Annotated in this window: 12 protein-coding genes and 1 pseudogene; 9 read left to right on the top strand and 4 right to left on the bottom strand. The window is 65.7% G+C overall.

Annotated features, from left to right (window positions below; genetic code table 11):
* Window positions 1-76: 76 nt before the first annotated feature.
* Entirely contained in the window at window positions 77-1,003 is a 927-nt protein-coding gene (locus MYA_RS14270; RefSeq protein ID WP_238539594.1) for a LysR family transcriptional regulator, read from the bottom strand.
* Window positions 1,004-1,064: 61 nt separating this feature from the next.
* Window positions 1,065-2,300, bottom strand: a complete 1,236-nt coding sequence (locus MYA_RS14265; RefSeq protein ID WP_014723898.1) for an MFS transporter — start codon at window positions 2,298-2,300, stop codon at window positions 1,065-1,067.
* A 436-nt stretch (window positions 2,301-2,736) separates the two neighbouring features.
* Here MYA_RS14265 and MYA_RS14260 point away from each other — a divergent pair, with 436 nt between their 5' ends.
* The 4 genes and pseudogenes from MYA_RS14260 (at window position 2,737) to MYA_RS14245 (ending at window position 7,808) form a co-directional block, all read left to right on the top strand.
* Window positions 2,737-4,629 carry an SAM-dependent methyltransferase gene (locus MYA_RS14260; protein ID WP_011880677.1) on the top strand — a complete coding sequence of 631 codons (1,893 nt, stop codon included), beginning with the start codon at window positions 2,737-2,739 and terminating at the stop codon, window positions 4,627-4,629.
* Between the two features lie 150 nt (window positions 4,630-4,779).
* Window positions 4,780-5,400: a LysE family translocator gene (locus tag MYA_RS14255; RefSeq protein ID WP_014723897.1), complete on the top strand. Its 621-nt coding sequence runs from the start codon at window positions 4,780-4,782 to the stop codon at window positions 5,398-5,400.
* A gap of 114 nt (window positions 5,401-5,514) precedes the next feature.
* Window positions 5,515-6,965 (top strand): annotated as a pseudogene (locus MYA_RS14250) (IS1182 family transposase).
* Window positions 6,966-7,256: 291 nt separating this feature from the next.
* A complete protein-coding gene (locus MYA_RS14245; protein ID WP_041493998.1) occupies window positions 7,257-7,808 on the top strand; it encodes a hypothetical protein in 552 nt (183 codons plus the stop codon).
* Between the two features lie 248 nt (window positions 7,809-8,056).
* Here the strand turns inward: MYA_RS14245 and MYA_RS14240 are convergent, their stop codons facing one another.
* Window positions 8,057-8,971 carry a glutaminase gene (locus tag MYA_RS14240; protein ID WP_011880674.1) on the bottom strand — a complete coding sequence of 305 codons (915 nt, stop codon included), beginning with the start codon at window positions 8,969-8,971 and terminating at the stop codon, window positions 8,057-8,059.
* A gap of 220 nt (window positions 8,972-9,191) precedes the next feature.
* Here MYA_RS14240 and MYA_RS14235 point away from each other — a divergent pair, with 220 nt between their 5' ends.
* Window positions 9,192-9,902, top strand: a complete 711-nt coding sequence (locus MYA_RS14235; RefSeq protein WP_011880673.1) for a response regulator — start codon at window positions 9,192-9,194, stop codon at window positions 9,900-9,902.
* Window positions 9,903-9,969: 67 nt separating this feature from the next.
* Entirely contained in the window at window positions 9,970-11,100 is a 1,131-nt protein-coding gene (locus MYA_RS14230) for an ATP-binding protein (RefSeq protein WP_011880672.1), read from the top strand.
* A 12-nt stretch (window positions 11,101-11,112) separates the two neighbouring features.
* Here MYA_RS14230 and MYA_RS14225 read toward each other — a convergent pair whose 3' ends face one another.
* Window positions 11,113-13,566 carry a patatin-like phospholipase family protein gene (locus tag MYA_RS14225; protein ID WP_011880671.1) on the bottom strand — a complete coding sequence of 818 codons (2,454 nt, stop codon included), beginning with the start codon at window positions 13,564-13,566 and terminating at the stop codon, window positions 11,113-11,115.
* A gap of 270 nt (window positions 13,567-13,836) precedes the next feature.
* Here MYA_RS14225 and MYA_RS14220 point away from each other — a divergent pair, with 270 nt between their 5' ends.
* The 3 genes from MYA_RS14220 to MYA_RS14210 all read left to right on the top strand — a co-directional run bounded on the left by MYA_RS14220 (window position 13,837) and on the right by MYA_RS14210 (window position 17,589).
* Entirely contained in the window at window positions 13,837-14,871 is a 1,035-nt protein-coding gene (locus tag MYA_RS14220) for a rod shape-determining protein (protein WP_011880670.1), read from the top strand.
* A 139-nt stretch (window positions 14,872-15,010) separates the two neighbouring features.
* Entirely contained in the window at window positions 15,011-17,236 is a 2,226-nt protein-coding gene (locus MYA_RS14215; protein WP_014723893.1) for an amylo-alpha-1,6-glucosidase, read from the top strand.
* 98 nt (window positions 17,237-17,334) lie between these two features.
* On the top strand, window positions 17,335-17,589 hold the full coding sequence (locus MYA_RS14210; RefSeq protein WP_011880668.1) for a hypothetical protein: 255 nt from the start codon (window positions 17,335-17,337) through the stop codon (window positions 17,587-17,589).
* Window positions 17,590-17,780: the final 191 nt, after the last annotated feature.

Raw genomic sequence — 17,780 nt, 5'->3', positions numbered from 1 at the left:
TAAACGGTCATGCAACAGAGCGCCAATGTAGACGACGAGAAAGGCAGCGACCAGTGATGAATATCGAAACGTGGATTCACTTTTGCTCAACGCGTGCGGCAGGTGCGAGCTCGCGGCTCAAGTGTTCGATAAACGCGTCCAGAAGCGGCGGCAACGCACGCCGCGCGAGCGTCTGGATTTCGATGGCGCGTTCGCTCGTCGTGAGTTCCGGCACGTGCAACGCGACCAGCTCGCCCGATGCCAGACGCGGCCGCACAAACAGTTCTCCGCTGAACGTGACGGCGTCGCTGGCGATGGTGAAGCCGAGCAGCGTTTCGAGCGTTGCGCTGCTCAGCACGCTCTTGCATGCGACGCCTTCGCGGCTGCAATAGATATCGATCAGCTTGTGCAGCGTCGAATGCACGCCCGGCAACGCGAGCGGATAAGCGAGCAGTCGACGGAACGAAACCTGCGGCTCCTGCGCGAGCGGATGCGATGCCGCGACGATCGCGTGAATCGGCGAAGGCATGGAGAACGCGGTGTGGATGTCTTTTTCCGGTCCGAAACTGAACGTCAGACCGACATCGCATTCGGCTTCGCGCACGCGCTGCGTGACGCCTGCGGCCGTGTCGACCACGACCTCGAACGACGCCGGGGCGACGGTTCGGCGGAACACCGCCATCGCGCGCGGCACGAACGTGGCCGCGAATCCTTCCGTGCAGGCGATGCGGATCGTGCGTTCGGCTTCACCGCGCAGTGCGTCGATTTCCAGAGAAACCTGCTCCGCGTCGAGCTGCGAACGGCGCGCATACGCGGCGAGCATTTCGCCTGCCTTGCTCGGCACCATGCCGCGCGATCGCCGCACGAACAGCGGCGTGCCGAGCTCGCTTTCGAGCCGCGCGATTTGCCTGCTCACGGCGGAAGGCACGACGTTCAAACGACTGGCGGCGTCGGCAACGGAGCCGGTGTTGACCACTTCGAGGAAGTAGCGGACGGCGGCTTCCTGAAGAATGCGGGCGCTCATGATGGATCGATGTGATGACACGTGATGCTTCATCATAGCGCCTGTCGCCGCCGTCGAGCGATCAGGCTTCTTTCGTCGCGCCCACGTGCGGAGTGGCTTCGGGAACGAGACGAATCGACAGACTCGTGACGAGCGCGAACGCCGTTGCCACGATCAGAAAGCCGAACACGGCGTCGTAGTTGCCCGTCGCCGACACCAGCAAGCCGATGATTGCAGGCGCAACGAACCCCGCCACCTGCCCGCCGAAGTTGACCATTCCCGCGCCCGTGCCGATGAGATTGGTCGGCAGGAATTTGGCCGGCAACGCGAACACGCCTGCGAACACGAACGATTTGAAGAAGTAGACGATCGACTGGTACGCGATCACGCCCATCACCGTTTGCGCCGTGTACATCTGGTAGAGGAAGAACCCCGAGATCGCGCAGCACGCGGCCATCAGCCACTTCTCGCGACCATCGAACCAGCGCGTGAGAATCCAGCCGCCGAGTGCGGTCGAGATGCTCGCCGCGACGAACGGCAACGGTGTCAGCATGCCGACGGCCTTCAGATCGAGGTGGCGCTCGGTCAGCAGATACGCGGGCATCCACGCGTCGAGCCCCTTGTTGACGATCCCCATGCCGAACCACGTCAACAGGATCTTCCACATCAGCGGCATCTTGAGCAGCGCGCGCGTCGCGTCGCCGTCGATGCGCGCGGCGCGGCCATTTGAATCGCGCTTCTGATGCGTATCCTTCACGGCGAACAGATAGAACAGCGCGAACACGAGGCCGGCGCAGCCCGCAACGAAAAATGCATGGCGCCAGCCGAGTAGCAGAATCAGCGGTGCGATCGCGAGCGGCGCGATGAAACTGCCGACGTAGTTCGACGACATCAGCAGCGCGGACATCTTCGGACGATCCGCTCGCGCCACCGATTCGGTGACGCCCTTGACGGCCGCGCCGGGATAACCGCCTTCGCCCAGACCGAAGATGAAACGGATCGCGATCAACGAGGCGAGCGACCACGCGAGGCCGGTCATCAGAGTGAACAGCGACCAGAATGCCACCGAGACGACGATGACCTTCTTGCTGCCCCAGCGGTCGGCGATCCAGCCGCCGGGAATCTGCATGGCGGCATAGCTGATATAGAACGTGCTCATGACGACGCCGAGCGCGGCCGAGCCGACATGAAACTCCTTGCCGATGGCAACGAGCGAGAGCGCGATCGCCGAGCGGTCGATGTATGAGATGCAATAGCCTAGATAGAGCAGCGCGAATACGGCGAAGCTGGCGCGTCTGCTCTTGTTCGGGTCGATCATGCCGGGCACCTGTCGATAGAGAAGAGACCGGGCTCGCGTCGGCCATGCCGAGCGCGCCCGCCTTGACTAGTCGAATCGATCGTAAGCAGCCGCAAATGTGCCGACAAGTGACATATTCCGATGTCTCCATTCGCGAAAACTCATCCGAGAAGCGCGGCGACGGGGCGGAGTGAATTACTGCCCGCCGTGACCGGTCCCTAGATACGCGCGTGCTTCGCCGTGCTTGCGGTGCGACAGTCTGTATATTGGGCTGCGTTTCGTCACCTTTTCGCCAAGCTCGCGCATCGGCGCGATCCGGCGCCGTCTGTCATGGCACGATGCACGCTGCGCAACGAGGGACCGCTGGGGGCCGGAGCGATGCCCCCAACCCGTCGATTCCCCTTGCACCTGACGCTACGTCAGCTTTTAACGTTGACCCTCGACGATCGAGAAAGCAATGCGACTGAAAATCGGCGAACTCGCGAACAAGGCGGGATTGACTGTCCGTACGCTTCACCACTACGACGCGATCGGGCTGCTGTCGCCGTCGCAGCGTACCGAAGGCGGCGCGCGCCTGTATGGGCAGGACGACCTGATCCGGCTGCATCGCATCGAGGCGCTGAAACGTTTCGGGTATTCGCTGCCGGACATCAAGGCGAGCCTCGAGGGCGACCCGGCTCGCGTTCCGCTGGAACTGCTGCAACGACAGATCGCCGAGCTGAATGCGCAGGCGCTGCGCGCGCAGCGCCTTGGCCGTCGCTTGCAATACATCGTCGACATGGTTTGCGCCGGCAGCGAGATCGCCGCCGCCGATTGGATGAACGCTCTGGAGCTGATGAACATGTACCAAAAGCATCTCGATGACGAAGAACTCGATGCGTTGCTGGCATCCGGGCCCGAGACGGCGGCGCCGTCGGATCCGGCATGGGCCGCGCTGATAGAGGAGGTCCGCGTTGCCATGCAGAACGCGTTGCCCACCGCGAGCGATGCGGCGCAGGCTTTGGCGTGGCGCTGGATCCGGCTCGTGGTCCGGATGACGCGCAATGACCCGGACCTCGCGACCAAGCTGATGCTGATGCAGCTGCGCGAGCCGCGTGCGCGGAAAATCGTGGGCATTACCGTCGAGATGCTGGAATGGATCGACGAAGCCTTCATGCACGCGCGCTGCGCGCTGCTCGCGAAGTATCTCAGTCCGGCGCAGGCCGACGAGGTGCGCCGTCGTCAGTTCGCGAGCGCGAAGCATCGCGCATGGCCGGCGCTGGTGGTCGAGCTGAGGGCGAACATGGCAGCCGGTGTCGACCCCGGCGCCGCGCCGGTGCAGGCGATCGTCGGGCGCTGGCAGCAACTGTTCCGCGACAGCTTTTGCGGAGACGACGCGGTGCTGGAGGCACGTGTGCGCGATGCGTTGATGCGCGAGCCCGATCTGCAACTGGGCGTGGGCCTCGACGATTCGCTGCTCGCGTATCTGAACGCCGCGCATCTCGCCGGCCGCGACATGTCGCCAGTCGACGGCGGCCCGAAGCCGAGCGCGTTGATGGTGGCGACGCAGCGCGCCGCACATCAACTGCTCGATCGGCCGCTGGTGCTCGACGATCCCGTTGCGCTGCCGATCCTCGGCGCCGCCGAAGCACAGGCGCTGCGTGACAATCTCGACCGATTCCGCGAGCCGCCGTCGGTCGGCATGCGCAGCTCGGTCATCGTGCGCAGCCGGCTGGCCGAAGACGTGTGGCGCGAGGCCGTCGAACGCGGCATTCGTCAGTACGTGATTCTCGGGGCGGGGCTCGATACCAGCGCGTTTCGGCATCCCGATATGCCCGGGCGAATCTTCGAGGTCGATTTGCCGGCAACGCAGGCGTGGAAGCAGGCTCGCTTGCGTGAGGCAGGCATCGCGGTACCGTCGTCGCTGCATTTCGTGCCGGTCGACTTCGAAAGCGTCGGGCTGGCGGAGGGACTGGCGCGGGCGGGTTTCGACGCCGACGCGCCGGCTGTTTTCAGCTGGCTCGGCGTGACGATGTATCTCGACGAGGAGGCGGTCATCGACACGTTGCGCTTCATCGCCGGTTGCGCGAAAGGCAGCGCGGTGCTGTTCGAGTACGTGACGCCGCTTTCGGGCTTGCCGACGATCATGCGTATCGCGATGGAGCAGTTTACGGCGCGGCTCGCCGAGCGCGGCGAACCGTGGAAGACCTTTTTCGAACCGGCCGTCATTGCCGAGAAGTTGAGTGCGTTGGGGTTCAGCCAGGTCAATGCGTGGACGCCGGACGAATTGAACCAGCGCTATCTGGCGAACCGCGACGACGGACTGCTCATCGGGGTGACGCCTACGCGGTTGGTTCTTGCGACGGTTTGAGAACGGTTCGTGCGTGGGGAGTTCGATACCGATAAGCGTCAAGACGAAGCATGCATTTGAATGCGACGGCTATTGAGCCGGTTTAGCCCATTTTGGCCGTGCTAGAGTGAGTCCGCCCATCATGGTCTTCTCAAAGGCTACAGCGCTTTTATGACCTACGTTGCCCAACTCGCCGCCGTCGGCGGCGTAATGCTTCTGGCCTGCGTCAGCCCCGGTCCCGACCTCATCGCCGTCACGTCGCATGCACTTGCCAAACGACGGGCCGGTCTTTATGCCACTGCCGGCATTTCGACTTCACATGCGTTATGGGCGGCGCTCGCAATCTTCGGCCTTGGGCTCATCCTCGCAAAGCTCGCGTGGCTGTATGAAGTCATTCGGATCGCCGGCGCGGTTTATCTCCTCTATCTCGGCGGAAAGACGCTCGCCGGGTTGAGAAAACCGATGCAGCAAACCGAGGTAGATGCGCAGTCCGCCAAGAGCGACGGGCAGGCATATCGACGAGGTCTGTTGGTCGGACTTACCAACCCGAAAGCGGCGGCGTTTTTCGGCAGCCTTTTCATCACGGTCCTGCCGGCGCATGCCCCGCTGTGGGTGCACGGCGCGACCCTGGCCATCGTTACGGCAGTCTCGCTGACGTGGTTCGGCGCGATGGCGATTCTGTTTTCCACCGAGCGCGTGCAAGTGGGTTACGCGCGCATACGCAAGCCGATCGATGCCGTGATGGGGACTGTCTTGCTCGGTCTGGGTGCGAAGCTCGCGCTGGATCGATAGCCCGGTTATCGGGCATTGCGAATGCCGACCACGGCTGCCCGCAAGCGGCCGAGGGTGTGTCAAAACCCGCGCGATCGCCTAGACTGAATCAACCTGTTAGCGCGAGAGGCGGAGATGGGGCGATTCGTCGAAGGTGCAAGCCGCAATCAGGCCACGTTGCTGCCGGAGTGTCTCGAAGACTTTATCGCTGAAGACGATCCCGTGCGGATCGTCGACGCATTCGTAGACGAACTCGATCTGGCTTCCATGGGCTTCGAAGGCACCACGCCGGCGATCACGGGCCGACCGTCTTACCATCCGTCCGTTCTGCTCAAACTCTACATCTACGGCTACTCAATCGTGTGCAGTCGAGCCGACGTCTGGAGCGCGAGTGCCAGCGTAATGTCGAACTGATGTGGCTGACCGGTCGCCTCGCGCCGGACTTCAAGACGATTGCCGAGTTCACGGGCAGCAATGGCGCCGGCATTCGCAATGTATGCCGCCGCTTCGTGGTGATATGCCGCGACCTGAAGCTGTTCACGCAAGCAGTCGTTGCCATCGACGGCAGCAAGTTCAAGGCGGTCAACAGTCGCGATAACAACTTCACGCCCAACAAGATCGCAAAGCGTCAGGAGCAGATCGAGCAAAGCATCCAGCGCTATCTGGATGCGCTGGAAACTGCTGATCGCACGCAACCCGCAGAGGTCGAAGCGAAAACCGAACGGCTGCGGGAAAAGATCGAGACGCTGCGCGAGCAGATGCGCGATCTGGATCGGGCCGCGGAACTGTTGAATGATTTACCGGAAAAACAGGGTTCGCTGACTGATCCCGACTCACGTTCGATGATGTCGCAAGCCACGTGCACAGGCGTGGTGGGCTACAACGTTCAGGTGGCTGTTGATACGAAGCACCACCTCATCGTGACACACGAAGTGACGAACGTCGGTAGTGACCGCGCTCAGCTAAGCCCGATGGCCAAAGCCGCGCGTGAAGCGATGGGCAAGAAGAAGCTCAAGGCGCTGGCCGATCGCGGGTATTACAGCGGCACGGAGATCAAAGCATGCGATGACGCTGGTATTGCAGCGCTGGTGCCAAAAACACAAACCTCCAGTGCAAAGGCAGATGGACGGTTCGATCGGGCCGACTTCATCTACATCGCCAAAGACGACCAATACCTATGTCCAGCGGGGCAACGGGCGATTTACCGATTTACTTCCGTCGAGCGCGAAACTCCGGTGGCCCTGCGTACCTACTGGAGCAGCGCTTGCCCGAAATGCCCGATAAAGAACCGGTGCACGCCCACTGACTACCGGCGTATTCGACGATGGGAACACGCAGCGGTGCTCGAGGCGATGCAGTCCAGGCTGGATCGCCAGCTCGATGCCATGACGATGCGACGGCGCACGGTCGAGCACGTGTTCGGCACACTCAAGCACTGGATGGGGGCGACGCACTTCCAGACGCGCGGACTTGGCCATGTCGCCGCTGAAATGAGTTTGCACGTGCTGGCATACAACCTCAAGCGAGTCATCAGGATTCTCGGGTTCGCAAAGACGATGCGAGCGATGAAGCTGGCAGGCGCGTGAATGCGCGCGCCGACGCTGTTTGCCAGTAAAACATGATCACTTCATTTGCCTGCGTCACGTCCTAACGCAACTGTGCTCCCGCCGAGGAGGGATCGGTCGGCCGTTCTGCGCGTTTTTACACGGCCTCGGCCAGAAGCGGTCAGTCGACTGCCGAGGCAGAATCGTCGACAAAATCGGACAGACAGCGTTCCACAGCGCAGCCATGAGCGGTCGTTCCAATGCCAGCACTACAATTCCCACTTCGTAATCTGCTACTACGATCGTTGAACTACTCAACAAGGATGAGTGAAGATGATGAAAAGAACTCTGCTTGCTGCACTCTTCGTCGTGCAAGCAACGGGGTTGCCCCATGCTATGGCCGCCGGTGTTGACGATGGTTTTGGAGCGTACAAAGATGCGGACTGGCAGACCAAGTTTGTGGCGTGCGAGAAAGCGATCTACGAGCGGAACTGGTTCACTTACGACCGTGACCTTCTACTGAAAGGTGGCTTGAACACACAACAAGCGGAGGCGGTCTACGAGGCAATGAGAGAAGCAAGCATGCGCATGATCTTCTTCACCGCGCTGGCTCGAGGAACAGACAACGAGGCGTATTCAGGGAAGTCGCAGCAGGTGGACGCGGCCAATTTTGGCATGTACGAGCGAGACGCTGCTGCCGCAGTACGCGAATACAAGCGCCTTGGGGAGTATTGCTTGACCTATGTATACCCCGCATTGATTGCCCGTGGTAGCGCGTTGGCAGAACTGGACAAGTCCGTTCGTAGTACACCGATACCAGAAGAGTTGGCAAGGGCGGCCAAAGCCGAATTCATAAAGCAGGCGACAAAGGCTGTCGCAAAGTAGGTTGCGTTGCCGTTGAGTGGGATGAGCCGTCATGGCCAGGTACTCTTAGCTTTGCTCGTCGAAATCTTCTTTGGCACCACAAGGCTCAACGGTTGATTCGTGCTTTGGAGCGACCGCTTTGCAGAAAATCGAGGGACCGCTCCGGGTCAATCGCTGCCAATGGCCGAATCCACCATTAAGCGCACCGGTGCGCGCCGATATTCACCTGCCGCCGTCGCGCCCGCTGAGGCGAGCTTGTCCCCGCCACCTCAAAAAATCGACCGCCCCGAATACGTGGTCAGCCATTCGAGAGCCAGCGTCCCCGCCAACGAATTTCCATTCGCATCGAGCCCCGGCGCCCACACGCAAACGGCCATTTCCCCCGGCAGCACCGCGACGATCCCGCCGCCCACGCCGCTCTTCGCCGGCAGCCCGACCCGATAGACGAAATCCCCCGCCGCGTCATAGGTGCCGCAGGTCAGCATCAGCGCCGACAGCCGCTTGGCCGAGCTCGCATCGACGATCCGCTCGCCGGTGACGGGCGCGACGCCGCCGTTCGCGAGAAACAGCGCGGCCTGCGCGAGTTCGATGCAGTTCATCTCGATCGCGCACTGGCGACAGTACGCGTCGATCACCGTGTCCGGCGGCATCTGCATGTTGCCGAAGCTCGCCATGAAATGCGCCATCGCACGGTTGCGCTCCGCGTGCTGAAGCTCGGAAAGCGCGACGCGCGAATCGTAATCCACGTCGGTCGCGCCGATCAGCCGCCGCACGAATTCGACGAGCGCCGTCTCGGCCTTCACGAAACGGCGGCACAGCACGTCGGTGACGACCAGCGCGCCGGCGTTGATGAACGGATTGCGCGGCTTGCCGCGCTCGCTTTCGAGCTGCACCAGCGAGTTGAACGCGGTGCCCGACGGCTCGCGGCCCACCCGCTCCCACAGCGCGTCGCCGAGCAGCTGGAACGCCAGCGTGCACGCGAACAGCTTCGAGATGCTCTGGATCGAGAAGCGCTCCCGCGCGTCGCCGACCGTGTAAACGTTGCCGTCGAGCGTCACGACGGCCATCCCGAACTTGTCGGCCGGCACTTTCGCCAGCTCGGGAATGTAGTCGGCCACGCGGCCCTGGCCGATCCAGGGGGCGAGTTCGGTGTGGATGCGTTCGAGAATCGGCTGGTAGTTCATCACGTGGAGCAGGGCGGGCGCACGGCCCGAATTCCGGGGAGCCCGTATGGAACAGTTTTGCCGCCGATTCGTCAAGCGCGACCGCCATGGCGCCCTTATTTTCAAGATGCCTCAACGTGCGACCGGCGGGCGCAGTATCATGCGGTACGTTTCGGCCGCCGGCCGGTATCCGCGCAAGCCGGTGCCGGTACGGTCCTCCCGTATGTTCCGACCGTTGACCATGTCCTTTCGCATCCTGCTCGTCGAAGACGACACCCGCCTGTCCACGCTGATCGCCGGCTACCTGCGCAAGAACGACTATGAAGTCGACACGGTGCTGCACGGCGACGCCGCCGTGCCGGCGATCCTGTCGACGCGCCCCGATCTCGTCATCCTCGACGTGAACCTGCCGGGCAAGGACGGCTTCGAGATTTGCCGCGAAGCGCGCAAGCAGTACGACGGCGTGATCATCATGGTGACGGCGCGCGACGAGCCGTTCGACGAACTGCTCGGCCTCGAATTCGGCGCCGACGACTACGTGCACAAGCCGGTCGAGCCGCGCATCCTGCTCGCCCGCATCAAGGCACAGCTGCGCCGTGTCCCGGCGCGCTCGATCGAAGGCGCGGCGGCGCAGCCGGAGCGCTACACGTTCGGGCAGTTCTCGATCGATCGCACCGACCGCTCGGTCGTGCTGCCGGGCGGCGGCTCGCCCGACCTGACGTCGGCCGAGTTCGACCTGCTGTGGGTGCTGGTGTGCCGGGCCGGGGAAGTCGTCAGCCGCGACGACCTGATGCTGCAGCTGCGCGGCGTCGAATTCGACGGCCTCGATCGCACGATCGACGGCCGCATCTCGAAGCTGCGCCGCAAGCTGCACGACGACGCGGGCAACCCGCAGCGGATCAAGACGATCCGCAGCAAGGGTTACCAGTTCAGCAAGCATGCGTGGGACTGATGGCGCGCCGCCGCCGCTGCGCCGTCGGCCGCCGCATCCGCGCAGCGCACGATAGCCGGAAGCCGCGATGATCCGACGCAACCCCTCGCATCCCGACGCAGCGCCGCTGTCGCCGCTGCGCTACGCCAAATGGCGCTGGCTGCATTTCCGCCGCGCATGGACGGACACGCGCGCCGACCGCATTCCGAGCTGGTCGCGGCTCTACGTGCGCACCTACCTGCATCTGCTCGGCCTCGTGCTGCTGACCGCGCTCGTGCCGGGGCTCGCGCTGTGCGTCGTGCTGTCGCCGCAGGTCGTATGGCATGCGTTCGACGCGTTGCCGGGCGACATCTGGATCGTGCTCGCGTTCATGCTCGCCGCGCCCGCGCTTGCCGCCTATCGCTGGATGCGGCCGGTCTGGTCGGATCTCGTGATGGTGCGCGAGCGCGCGATCGACTTCACCGGCGGACGCTTCAACACGCGCGCGCGCGAATCGCACAGCGTGATCATCGGCCCGCTCGCGCGCACGCTGAATGCGCTGGCGATGCGCATGGAGCGGCTGATCGCCGCGCAGCGCGACCTGACCAACGGCATCTCGCACGAGCTGCGCACGCCGCTCGCGCGCGTGCGCTTCGCGCTCGAGATGCTGCGCGAGCCGGGCTCCGCCGCCGAATACTACGGCGCGCTCGACAGCATCGCGCAGGACGTGACCGAACTCGAAGAGCTGATCGACATGAGCCTCACCTATGCACGGCTCGAATACAGCTCGCTGCAGTCGAACCTCGAGCTGACCGCGCCCGTCGCGTGGTTCGAGCATCAGATTAGCGACGCGCAGCTGCTGTATCCGGAGCGCGCCATCGAGTCGCGCATCGCGATCGCGTCCGATCTGCGCGTGAAGATGGACCGGCGGCTGATGTCGTATGCGATGCGCAACCTGCTGCGCAACGCGAGCAAGTACGCGAACGCGCGGATCGTCGTCGGCATCGCGCTCGAGCACGGCAACATCGCGATCTTCGTCGAGGACGACGGCCCCGGCGTGCCGGAGAACGACCGCGAACGGATCTTCGACGCGTTCGTGCGCCTCGACCGCCGCACCGGCGGCTACGGGCTCGGGCTCGCGATCACGCGCCAGGTGCTGCACGCGCACAACGGCCGGATCGCCGTCGTCGATCCGGTCGTGCTCGGCGGCGCGCGGTTCGAGATCAGCTGGCCGATCTGAGCGCCTTCGCCTTCAATACGTGCGGCCGAGCTGCAGGTAGATGTTGCGCCGCCCGCCCGGCGCGAGCGCGACGCCCATGTACAGCGGCCCGAACGCGGTCGTCAGGCTCGTGAAGAACGTATAGCTCTGCTTGAGCGTGCTGCCGCCGACCTTCACGCCGCTGGTCCACACGTTGCCGAGTTCGGCGCTCGCGCCCACCGACAGCGCCTTGATGGGCGACGCGTTGAACGTCATCAGCTGGTTCATGTACGTCACGTTGCCGTACGCGAGCTCGTTGCCGGTGAGCTGGTCGGCCGCATACGCGGCCAGATGCTGGAAGCCACCGAGCGTGAAGTTGAACGCGTTGATCAGGTTGGTGCCGCCGATGCTCTTGCCGCCCTCGAGCGTGGCGCTGACGCTGTGCCGGCCGTACTGCTGCGCGATCATCGCCTTGCCGTAGAGCTCGGTGTAAGGCTTGTTCGACGTATCTGCGAGATCCTCCGCCGACTGGCTGTTGTGCGACCACAGCGAGCGTTCGATGCGCAACTCGGTGTAGTAGCCGCGGCGCGGGAACATCGGGTCGTCGAGCTGATCGATGACGAGGCGCGCGCGCGCCGTCAGCGCCTGCGACGTGAAGCTCGGCCACATCAGCGTCGAGCCGTTCTCCTCGAACGGGAGCGGCAGGTTGTAGTTCGGCGAGCCGTGCCCTGTCGCGTAGCCGATGCCCATCCGGAAGTCGCCGAGCCGCGCGATCGGCAGCCCGAAGTCGAGCCCGGCGCGCGCCGTCTGCATCAGATACTGGTTCAGCTTGACCTCGCCGGTGTTGTCGTACACGTTCACGTAGCGGCGCTGATATTCCGCGTACGGCGAGATGTAGAAGCCATAGGCGGCCGGCAACGGCTGGCGCAGCTCGACGCGCGCGGACTGCAGGTCGCTGCCGATCGTCGCATCCGCGCGGAATTCGAGGCCCGATTCGGTGAGCCACGGCCGCCGGTAGCCGACGTGCAGGCGGAAGCCGCCTTCGTCGGTCGAGCTGCTCGACATCCCGACGCCGAACAGCAGGAAATTCGGCCCCCAGTATTTCTCGCGCGCATCGATCTCGAGCACGTTGTCGTCGCCGTGGCTCACGATCTGCTGCGTCACGCTTTCGAAATTGCCGTCGGTCGTGAGCCGCAGCAGGTCCTGGCTGACGGTCGCCGGATCGTAGATGTCGCCCGGCTTCACGTGCAGCGCATCGCTGACGACGCGTTTCGGCACGCCGCCGGTCGTCTTGATCTCGATGCGCGTGATGCGGATCGGCGGCGGCAGCGGCTGCGCATGCGCGGACCGGTACGCCGCGTACTGCTCGGGCGTGAGCGCGAGGTGCCTGAGGCGCGGCAGCGCGGCCGTCGCTGCAGCCGCGCCCGCGGCGATCGCCTGCTTCGCGTTCTGAAAGTCGGTGAACGCCAGCGAGCCGAGGTCGGGCGTGAGCAGCACGTCCTGCGCGGCGAGCTGCTTGCGCTGCGACGTCACGTTCTGGCGAATCAGGATGCCGACCATCTGCTGCATCACGTCGGCCGGCGACGCGAGCGCGTCGAGCGGGCGCAGCTGCGAGCCGATGTCGACGGCGATCACGACCTTCGCGCCCATCTGCCGCGCGGTGTCGACCGGCAGGTTGCTGACGAGCCCGCCGTCGACCAGCGCGCGCCCGTTGATCTCGGCCGGCGCGAACAGGCCGGGCATCGCCATGCTCGCGCGGATCGCGAGCGGCAGCGAGCCGCGGTCCAGCACGACCATCTGGCCCGTCTGCAGATCGGTCGCGACCGCGCGGTACGGGATCGGCAACCGGTCGAACGGCTGGTTGGTCGGCACGGCGGCGGTCCAGTCGGCGAGCAGCGCCTGCAGCCGGTTGCCCTGCACGAGGCCGACCGGCGCCTTCACGCCTTTCTTGCCGAACCCGAGCGTCAGGCTGTTGATGTACAGGCGCTCGTCCTCGCGGCTGCTTTGCGGCAGGTCGGCGCGGTCGGTCACGTCGAACGCGATGTCGGTCAGGTTCACTTCGGACAGGCGCTTGCGCATTTCATCGGCGGCCATCCCGCTCGCATACAGGCCGCCGACCACGGCGCCCATGCTGGTGGCCGCGATGCAGTCGATCGGGATACGGTTGTCTTCCAGCACCTTCAGCACGCCGAGGTGCGCGTAGCCGCGCGCGCCGCCGCCCGACAGCACGAGGCCGACCGGTGGGCGGCCGGCCGGACCGCCGTCGGCGGTGCAGCTCGGTGTGGGGGCGGGTGCCGCGGCGGCGGCCACGGCTGCAGGCGCTATCGTCGCGGATGCCACGGCCGCGGCCGAAGCGGCGCCGGCCGTGCCGGCGCCTGCCTGGGCGGCGCGCGTTGCGGGGTCGGCGGCCGGCACGGGCTGCGCGGCGGCGGCGCAGCACCAGAGCGCAACGAGCGTTGCGCCGAGCCGGCGCGCCGCGAGCCAGTGAAGGGAGGCAGGCGCTGTCATGTTGGAATACCTGGCGTGATCGGGCGTCGGAAGCCTGCCGGGGGCAGGCAAGACCGAGAGATTACCGTGTTTTACAAGCGCAGCGCGAGCGCTCGGCGCGTAGTCGTGCGGCGGCCGGCCCGGGTTTTCGGTCATTTCGTCGCAAAAAATCATTAGAATTGCCTAAAGTATCGGAACGATTTGCCGCTAAGTCCGTGATGGGACCGCAAATGCGTGCCGCATCGATGCGGGCCGGCCGTTCCGGCCGGTTTGTTCATGAAAAGGGTTGATATGTCGACACCGCTGTTCGGAAAGTTGTTTGCGCAACCCGTTGCGATCGACCCTGGAACGGCGAGTACGCGGATTTATACGCACGAGCGCGGCGTGGTCCTCAACCAGCCGTCGGTCGTCTGCTTCCGCAAGGCCGGCATGTCCGATGCGCGTCCGACCCTCGAAGCGGTCGGCGAGCGGGCGAAGGCGCTGCTCGGGCGCGAACCGGGGCATCTGCAGGCCGTGCGGCCGATGCGGCACGGCGTGATCGCCGATGCGCACGCCGCCGAACAGATGATCCGCCGCTTCATCGACATGTCGCACACGCGTTCGCGCTTTCGCCGGCGCGTCGAGGTCACGCTATGCGTGCCGTCGGACGCCACGGCGGTCGAGCGTCGCGCGGTGCGCGAAGCCGCGTTCGCGGCCGGCGTATCGGACGTGGCGCTGATCGAGGAAGCGCTCGCGGCCGGGCTCGGCGCGGGCCTGCCGGTCACCGAGCCGGTCGGCTCGATGGTCGTCGACATCGGCGCCGGGACGACCGAAGTCGCGGTGATCGCGCTCGGCGGCGTCGTATATCGCGAGGCGATCCGCGTCGGCGGCAACCAGTTCGACGCCGCGATCATCAACTACGTGCGCAACGTGTACGGCGTGCTGCTGGGCGAACAGACGGCCGAGCGCGTCAAGCAGACGATCGGCTCGGCCACCAGCGCCGTGCCGCGCACGTCGACGCGCGCGATCGGACGCGGCATCGGCGATGGGCTGCCGCGCTCGATCGAGCTGTCCAATCACGACGTGGCCGACGCGCTCGCCGCGCCGCTCAAGCAGGTGATCGGCGCGGTGAAATCGGTGCTGGAAAACGCGCCGGCCGAACTGGTGACCGACATCGCGCATCGCGGCGTGGTGCTGACGGGCGGCGGCGCGCTGCTCGCGGATCTCGAACGCCTGCTGCGCGACGAGACGGGGCTGGTCGCCCGCGTCGCCGACGAGCCCGCGACCTGTGCCGTGCGCGGCGCGGGCGAGGCGATGGGGCGGCTCGCGATGTGCCCGGTGGACTGACGCCGGGCGGGCCACGCCAGCCACTCGCGCCCACGCAGCGCCTCTGCCACACACGCGCTGCGCACATCCATCGTTCTGGCCTATCCTGTGCGAAACACGCGACGCGCGCCGCGCGTTGCGTTTCGACACAGGAGCATCGATGCCGAATCACGCCGAAGCCACCACGACGCAGGCGCCGCAAGTCGCGCCGGTTTCTCCCGCCCGGGCGTCGGGTCCCGCGTTCATCGCGCCCGAAGCCGACCCGCAGGCGCTCGCACGCAACAATCAGTACGTCCTCAAGTCCGGTGACGCGTTCGTCGTCAGCGATGCGCTCGGCGACATCGGCGGCCGCGACGACGGTCTGTTCGTCGACGACATGCGCGTGCTGTCCGCATGGCGTCTGACCTTCGGCGGTCGCGCGCCGTCCTTGCTGTCGGGCGCGACGAGCGCCGACAACGCGTCGTTCACCGCGCATCTGACGAACCGTCCGCTGCCGCCGCTCGGCGGCCACGAGACGCCCGAAGGCGTGATCCACATCGAACGCACGCGCGTGCTCGCGGGCGACGTGCTGTACGAAGCGCTGACGCTCACCAACTACGGCGCGAGCGAGGCCGAGGTGCCGCTGTCGCTGTCGTTCGCGGCCGATTTCAAGGACATGTTCGAAGTGCGCGGCACGCAGCGCCCGAAGCGCGGCACGGTCGCCGCGCCGCGCGTCGCCGACGGCGCCGTGCGGCTGCGCTACGACGGCCTCGACGGCGTCGAGCGCAACGTCACCGTGCATTTCTCGCCGGCGCCCGACGCGCTGTCGGTCGACCGTGCCGACTACACGCTGACGATCGCCGCCCAGGCGTGCCTGTCGATCTATCTGACCGTCGACGCGACGCTCGGCCCCGCGCACGACGGCGAAGGCCCCGGCTGCGGGCGCGTCGCGCTGCGCACCGCGCTCGTCGGCGTGCACCGCGAGATGCGTTCGCGACGCGAATCGATGGCGCGCGTGAACACCGGCAACCCGCTGTTCGACGCGTGGCTCGACCGCTCGCTCGCGGATCTCGGCCTGCTCACGACACAGCTCGACACCGGGCCGTACCCGTATGCGGGCATTCCGTGGTTCTCGACGCCGTTCGGCCGCGACGCGGTCATCACGTCGTTGCAGATGCTGTGGCTGCAGCCGTCGCTCGCGCGCGGCGTGCTGCGCTTTCTCGCGGAGCATCAGGCGCGCGAGACGTCGGCGTTTCGCGACGCGGAGCCGGGCAAGATCATGCACGAGTTCCGCCGCAGCGAGATGGCGGCCACCGGCGAGGTGCCGTTCGCGCTGTACTACGGCGGCGTCGACACGACTCCGCTGTTCATCGTGCTCGCGGGCGCCTACGTCGAACATACCGGCGACGATGCGCTGATCGACGAGCTGTGGCCCGCGCTCGAGCGCGCCGCGCAGTGGGTGATCGACAAGTGCGACCGCAATCCCTACGGCTTGCTCGATTATCAGCGCACGTCGGAGCGCGGCCTCGCGAACCAGGGCTGGAAGGACAGCCACGACTCGGTGTTCCACGCGGACGGCCGCTTCCCGGACGGGCCGATCGCGCTCGTCGAAGTGCAGGCGTATGCGTGCGCGGCGCTCGACGCGATGGCGACGTGTTCGCATCGGCGCGGTCATGCGGCCGATGCGGCGCGCTACGCGTTGCGCGCGAAAACGCTGCGCGAGCAGGTCGAAGCGCTGTTCTGGATGCCGGACGGCGACTTCTACGGGATCGCGCTCGACGGGCACGGCGAGCTGTGTCGCGTGCTGGCGTCGAACGCCGGCCATCTGCTCGCATTCGGCTTGCCCGATGCCGAACGCGGGGCGGCGGTGGCCGGCGTGCTCGGCTCGACGCTGTTCCAGACCGGCTGGGGCATCCGCACGCTCGCGGCCGGGCAGCCGCGCTTCAATCCGATGGCCTATCACAACGGCTCTGTGTGGCCGCACGACAATGCGCTGATCGCACGCGGGCTCGCGCGCTATGGCGACAAGACGGCCGCAGTGAGCCTGCTGCGTGCGTTGTTCGAAGCAGCGGTCAGCTTCGAGATGCGGCTGCCCGAGCTGTTCTGCGGCTTCCCGCGCCGGCGCGGCGAGCCGCCGACGGCCTATCCGGTCGCGTGTCTGCCGCAGGCGTGGGCGGCGGGCGCGCCGTTCATGATGCTGCAGGCGTGCCTCGGCGTGAGCGTCGACGCGTCGCGTCTCGAGGTGCGCGTCGAGCGCCCGGCGCTGCCGGAAGGGGTGGACTGGCTGCGCATCGACGAACTGCGCGTCGGCGACGAGACGGTCTCGCTGATGTTCCGCCGCGTCGACGGGCAGGTGGTCGCGGCGGCCGAGCGGTCCGGGCGCGTGAAGGTGGTCGCGGTGCTGTAGCGGCCGGGCGGCGCGTCGTTGAGCCAGGTCGTGCCACATACGCGCGCCGCGGCATAGAATCGCGACATGACCCTTTAACTATGGCGGAGGCATCCAAGATGACCACGGACAACCGGCCCGACGATCGGGACGAGCACAAGCTAGAAAATCTCGAAGCAGCAGTCGACCATCTGCACAAGTCGATCGAATCGCAGAGCATTGCGGCGGGCGCGGCGAAAGGCATTCTGTTCAGCCTGATCGAGACGCTCGGTGCGCTGATCGGCGACCCCGATCTGCCCGAACATGCGCGCTCGGGCTACGAGGCGCTGCGCGACAAGGCGAGCGAGCTGCGCAGCGGTCTCGACCGGCATTGACGCGGACAGTGCCGGCGCGTGCGTTGCTGCTCGCGCCGGCACTGCCCGATCCAGCGCCGTGCATACAAATTCCCGTGCGCTCAATGAGTTAGCGGCGCGGTGCGCAGGATATCCACACGCTTGCCAACAAAATCTGTGGAGAACCGGCTCACGATCCGACACTTCTCGGACGGTCGTGAAACGGGCACGGC

The sequence above is a fragment of the Burkholderia sp. KJ006 genome (assembly GCF_000262695.1).
In the GTDB taxonomy this organism is placed as follows: Bacteria; Pseudomonadota; Gammaproteobacteria; order Burkholderiales; family Burkholderiaceae; genus Burkholderia; species Burkholderia vietnamiensis.
This window is presented reverse-complemented; position numbering and strand designations above follow the sequence as displayed.

Coding starts and splice junctions, on each gene's coding strand:
- MYA_RS14220 (WP_011880670.1), top strand. CDS start 13,837: ATGTCGACACCGCTGTTCGGAAAGTTGTTTGCGCAACCCGTTGCGATC.
- MYA_RS14210 (WP_011880668.1), top strand. CDS start 17,335: ATGACCACGGACAACCGGCCCGACGATCGGGACGAGCACAAGCTAGAA.
- MYA_RS14215 (WP_014723893.1), top strand. CDS start 15,011: ATGCCGAATCACGCCGAAGCCACCACGACGCAGGCGCCGCAAGTCGCG.
- MYA_RS14230 (WP_011880672.1), top strand. CDS start 9,970: ATGATCCGACGCAACCCCTCGCATCCCGACGCAGCGCCGCTGTCGCCG.
- MYA_RS14255 (WP_014723897.1), top strand. CDS start 4,780: ATGACCTACGTTGCCCAACTCGCCGCCGTCGGCGGCGTAATGCTTCTG.
- MYA_RS14240 (WP_011880674.1), bottom strand. CDS start 8,971: ATGAACTACCAGCCGATTCTCGAACGCATCCACACCGAACTCGCCCCC.
- MYA_RS14270 (WP_238539594.1), bottom strand. CDS start 1,003: ATGAGCGCCCGCATTCTTCAGGAAGCCGCCGTCCGCTACTTCCTCGAA.
- MYA_RS14225 (WP_011880671.1), bottom strand. CDS start 13,566: ATGACAGCGCCTGCCTCCCTTCACTGGCTCGCGGCGCGCCGGCTCGGC.
- MYA_RS14235 (WP_011880673.1), top strand. CDS start 9,192: ATGTCCTTTCGCATCCTGCTCGTCGAAGACGACACCCGCCTGTCCACG.
- MYA_RS14265 (WP_014723898.1), bottom strand. CDS start 2,300: ATGATCGACCCGAACAAGAGCAGACGCGCCAGCTTCGCCGTATTCGCG.
- MYA_RS14260 (WP_011880677.1), top strand. CDS start 2,737: ATGCGACTGAAAATCGGCGAACTCGCGAACAAGGCGGGATTGACTGTC.
- MYA_RS14245 (WP_041493998.1), top strand. CDS start 7,257: ATGATGAAAAGAACTCTGCTTGCTGCACTCTTCGTCGTGCAAGCAACG.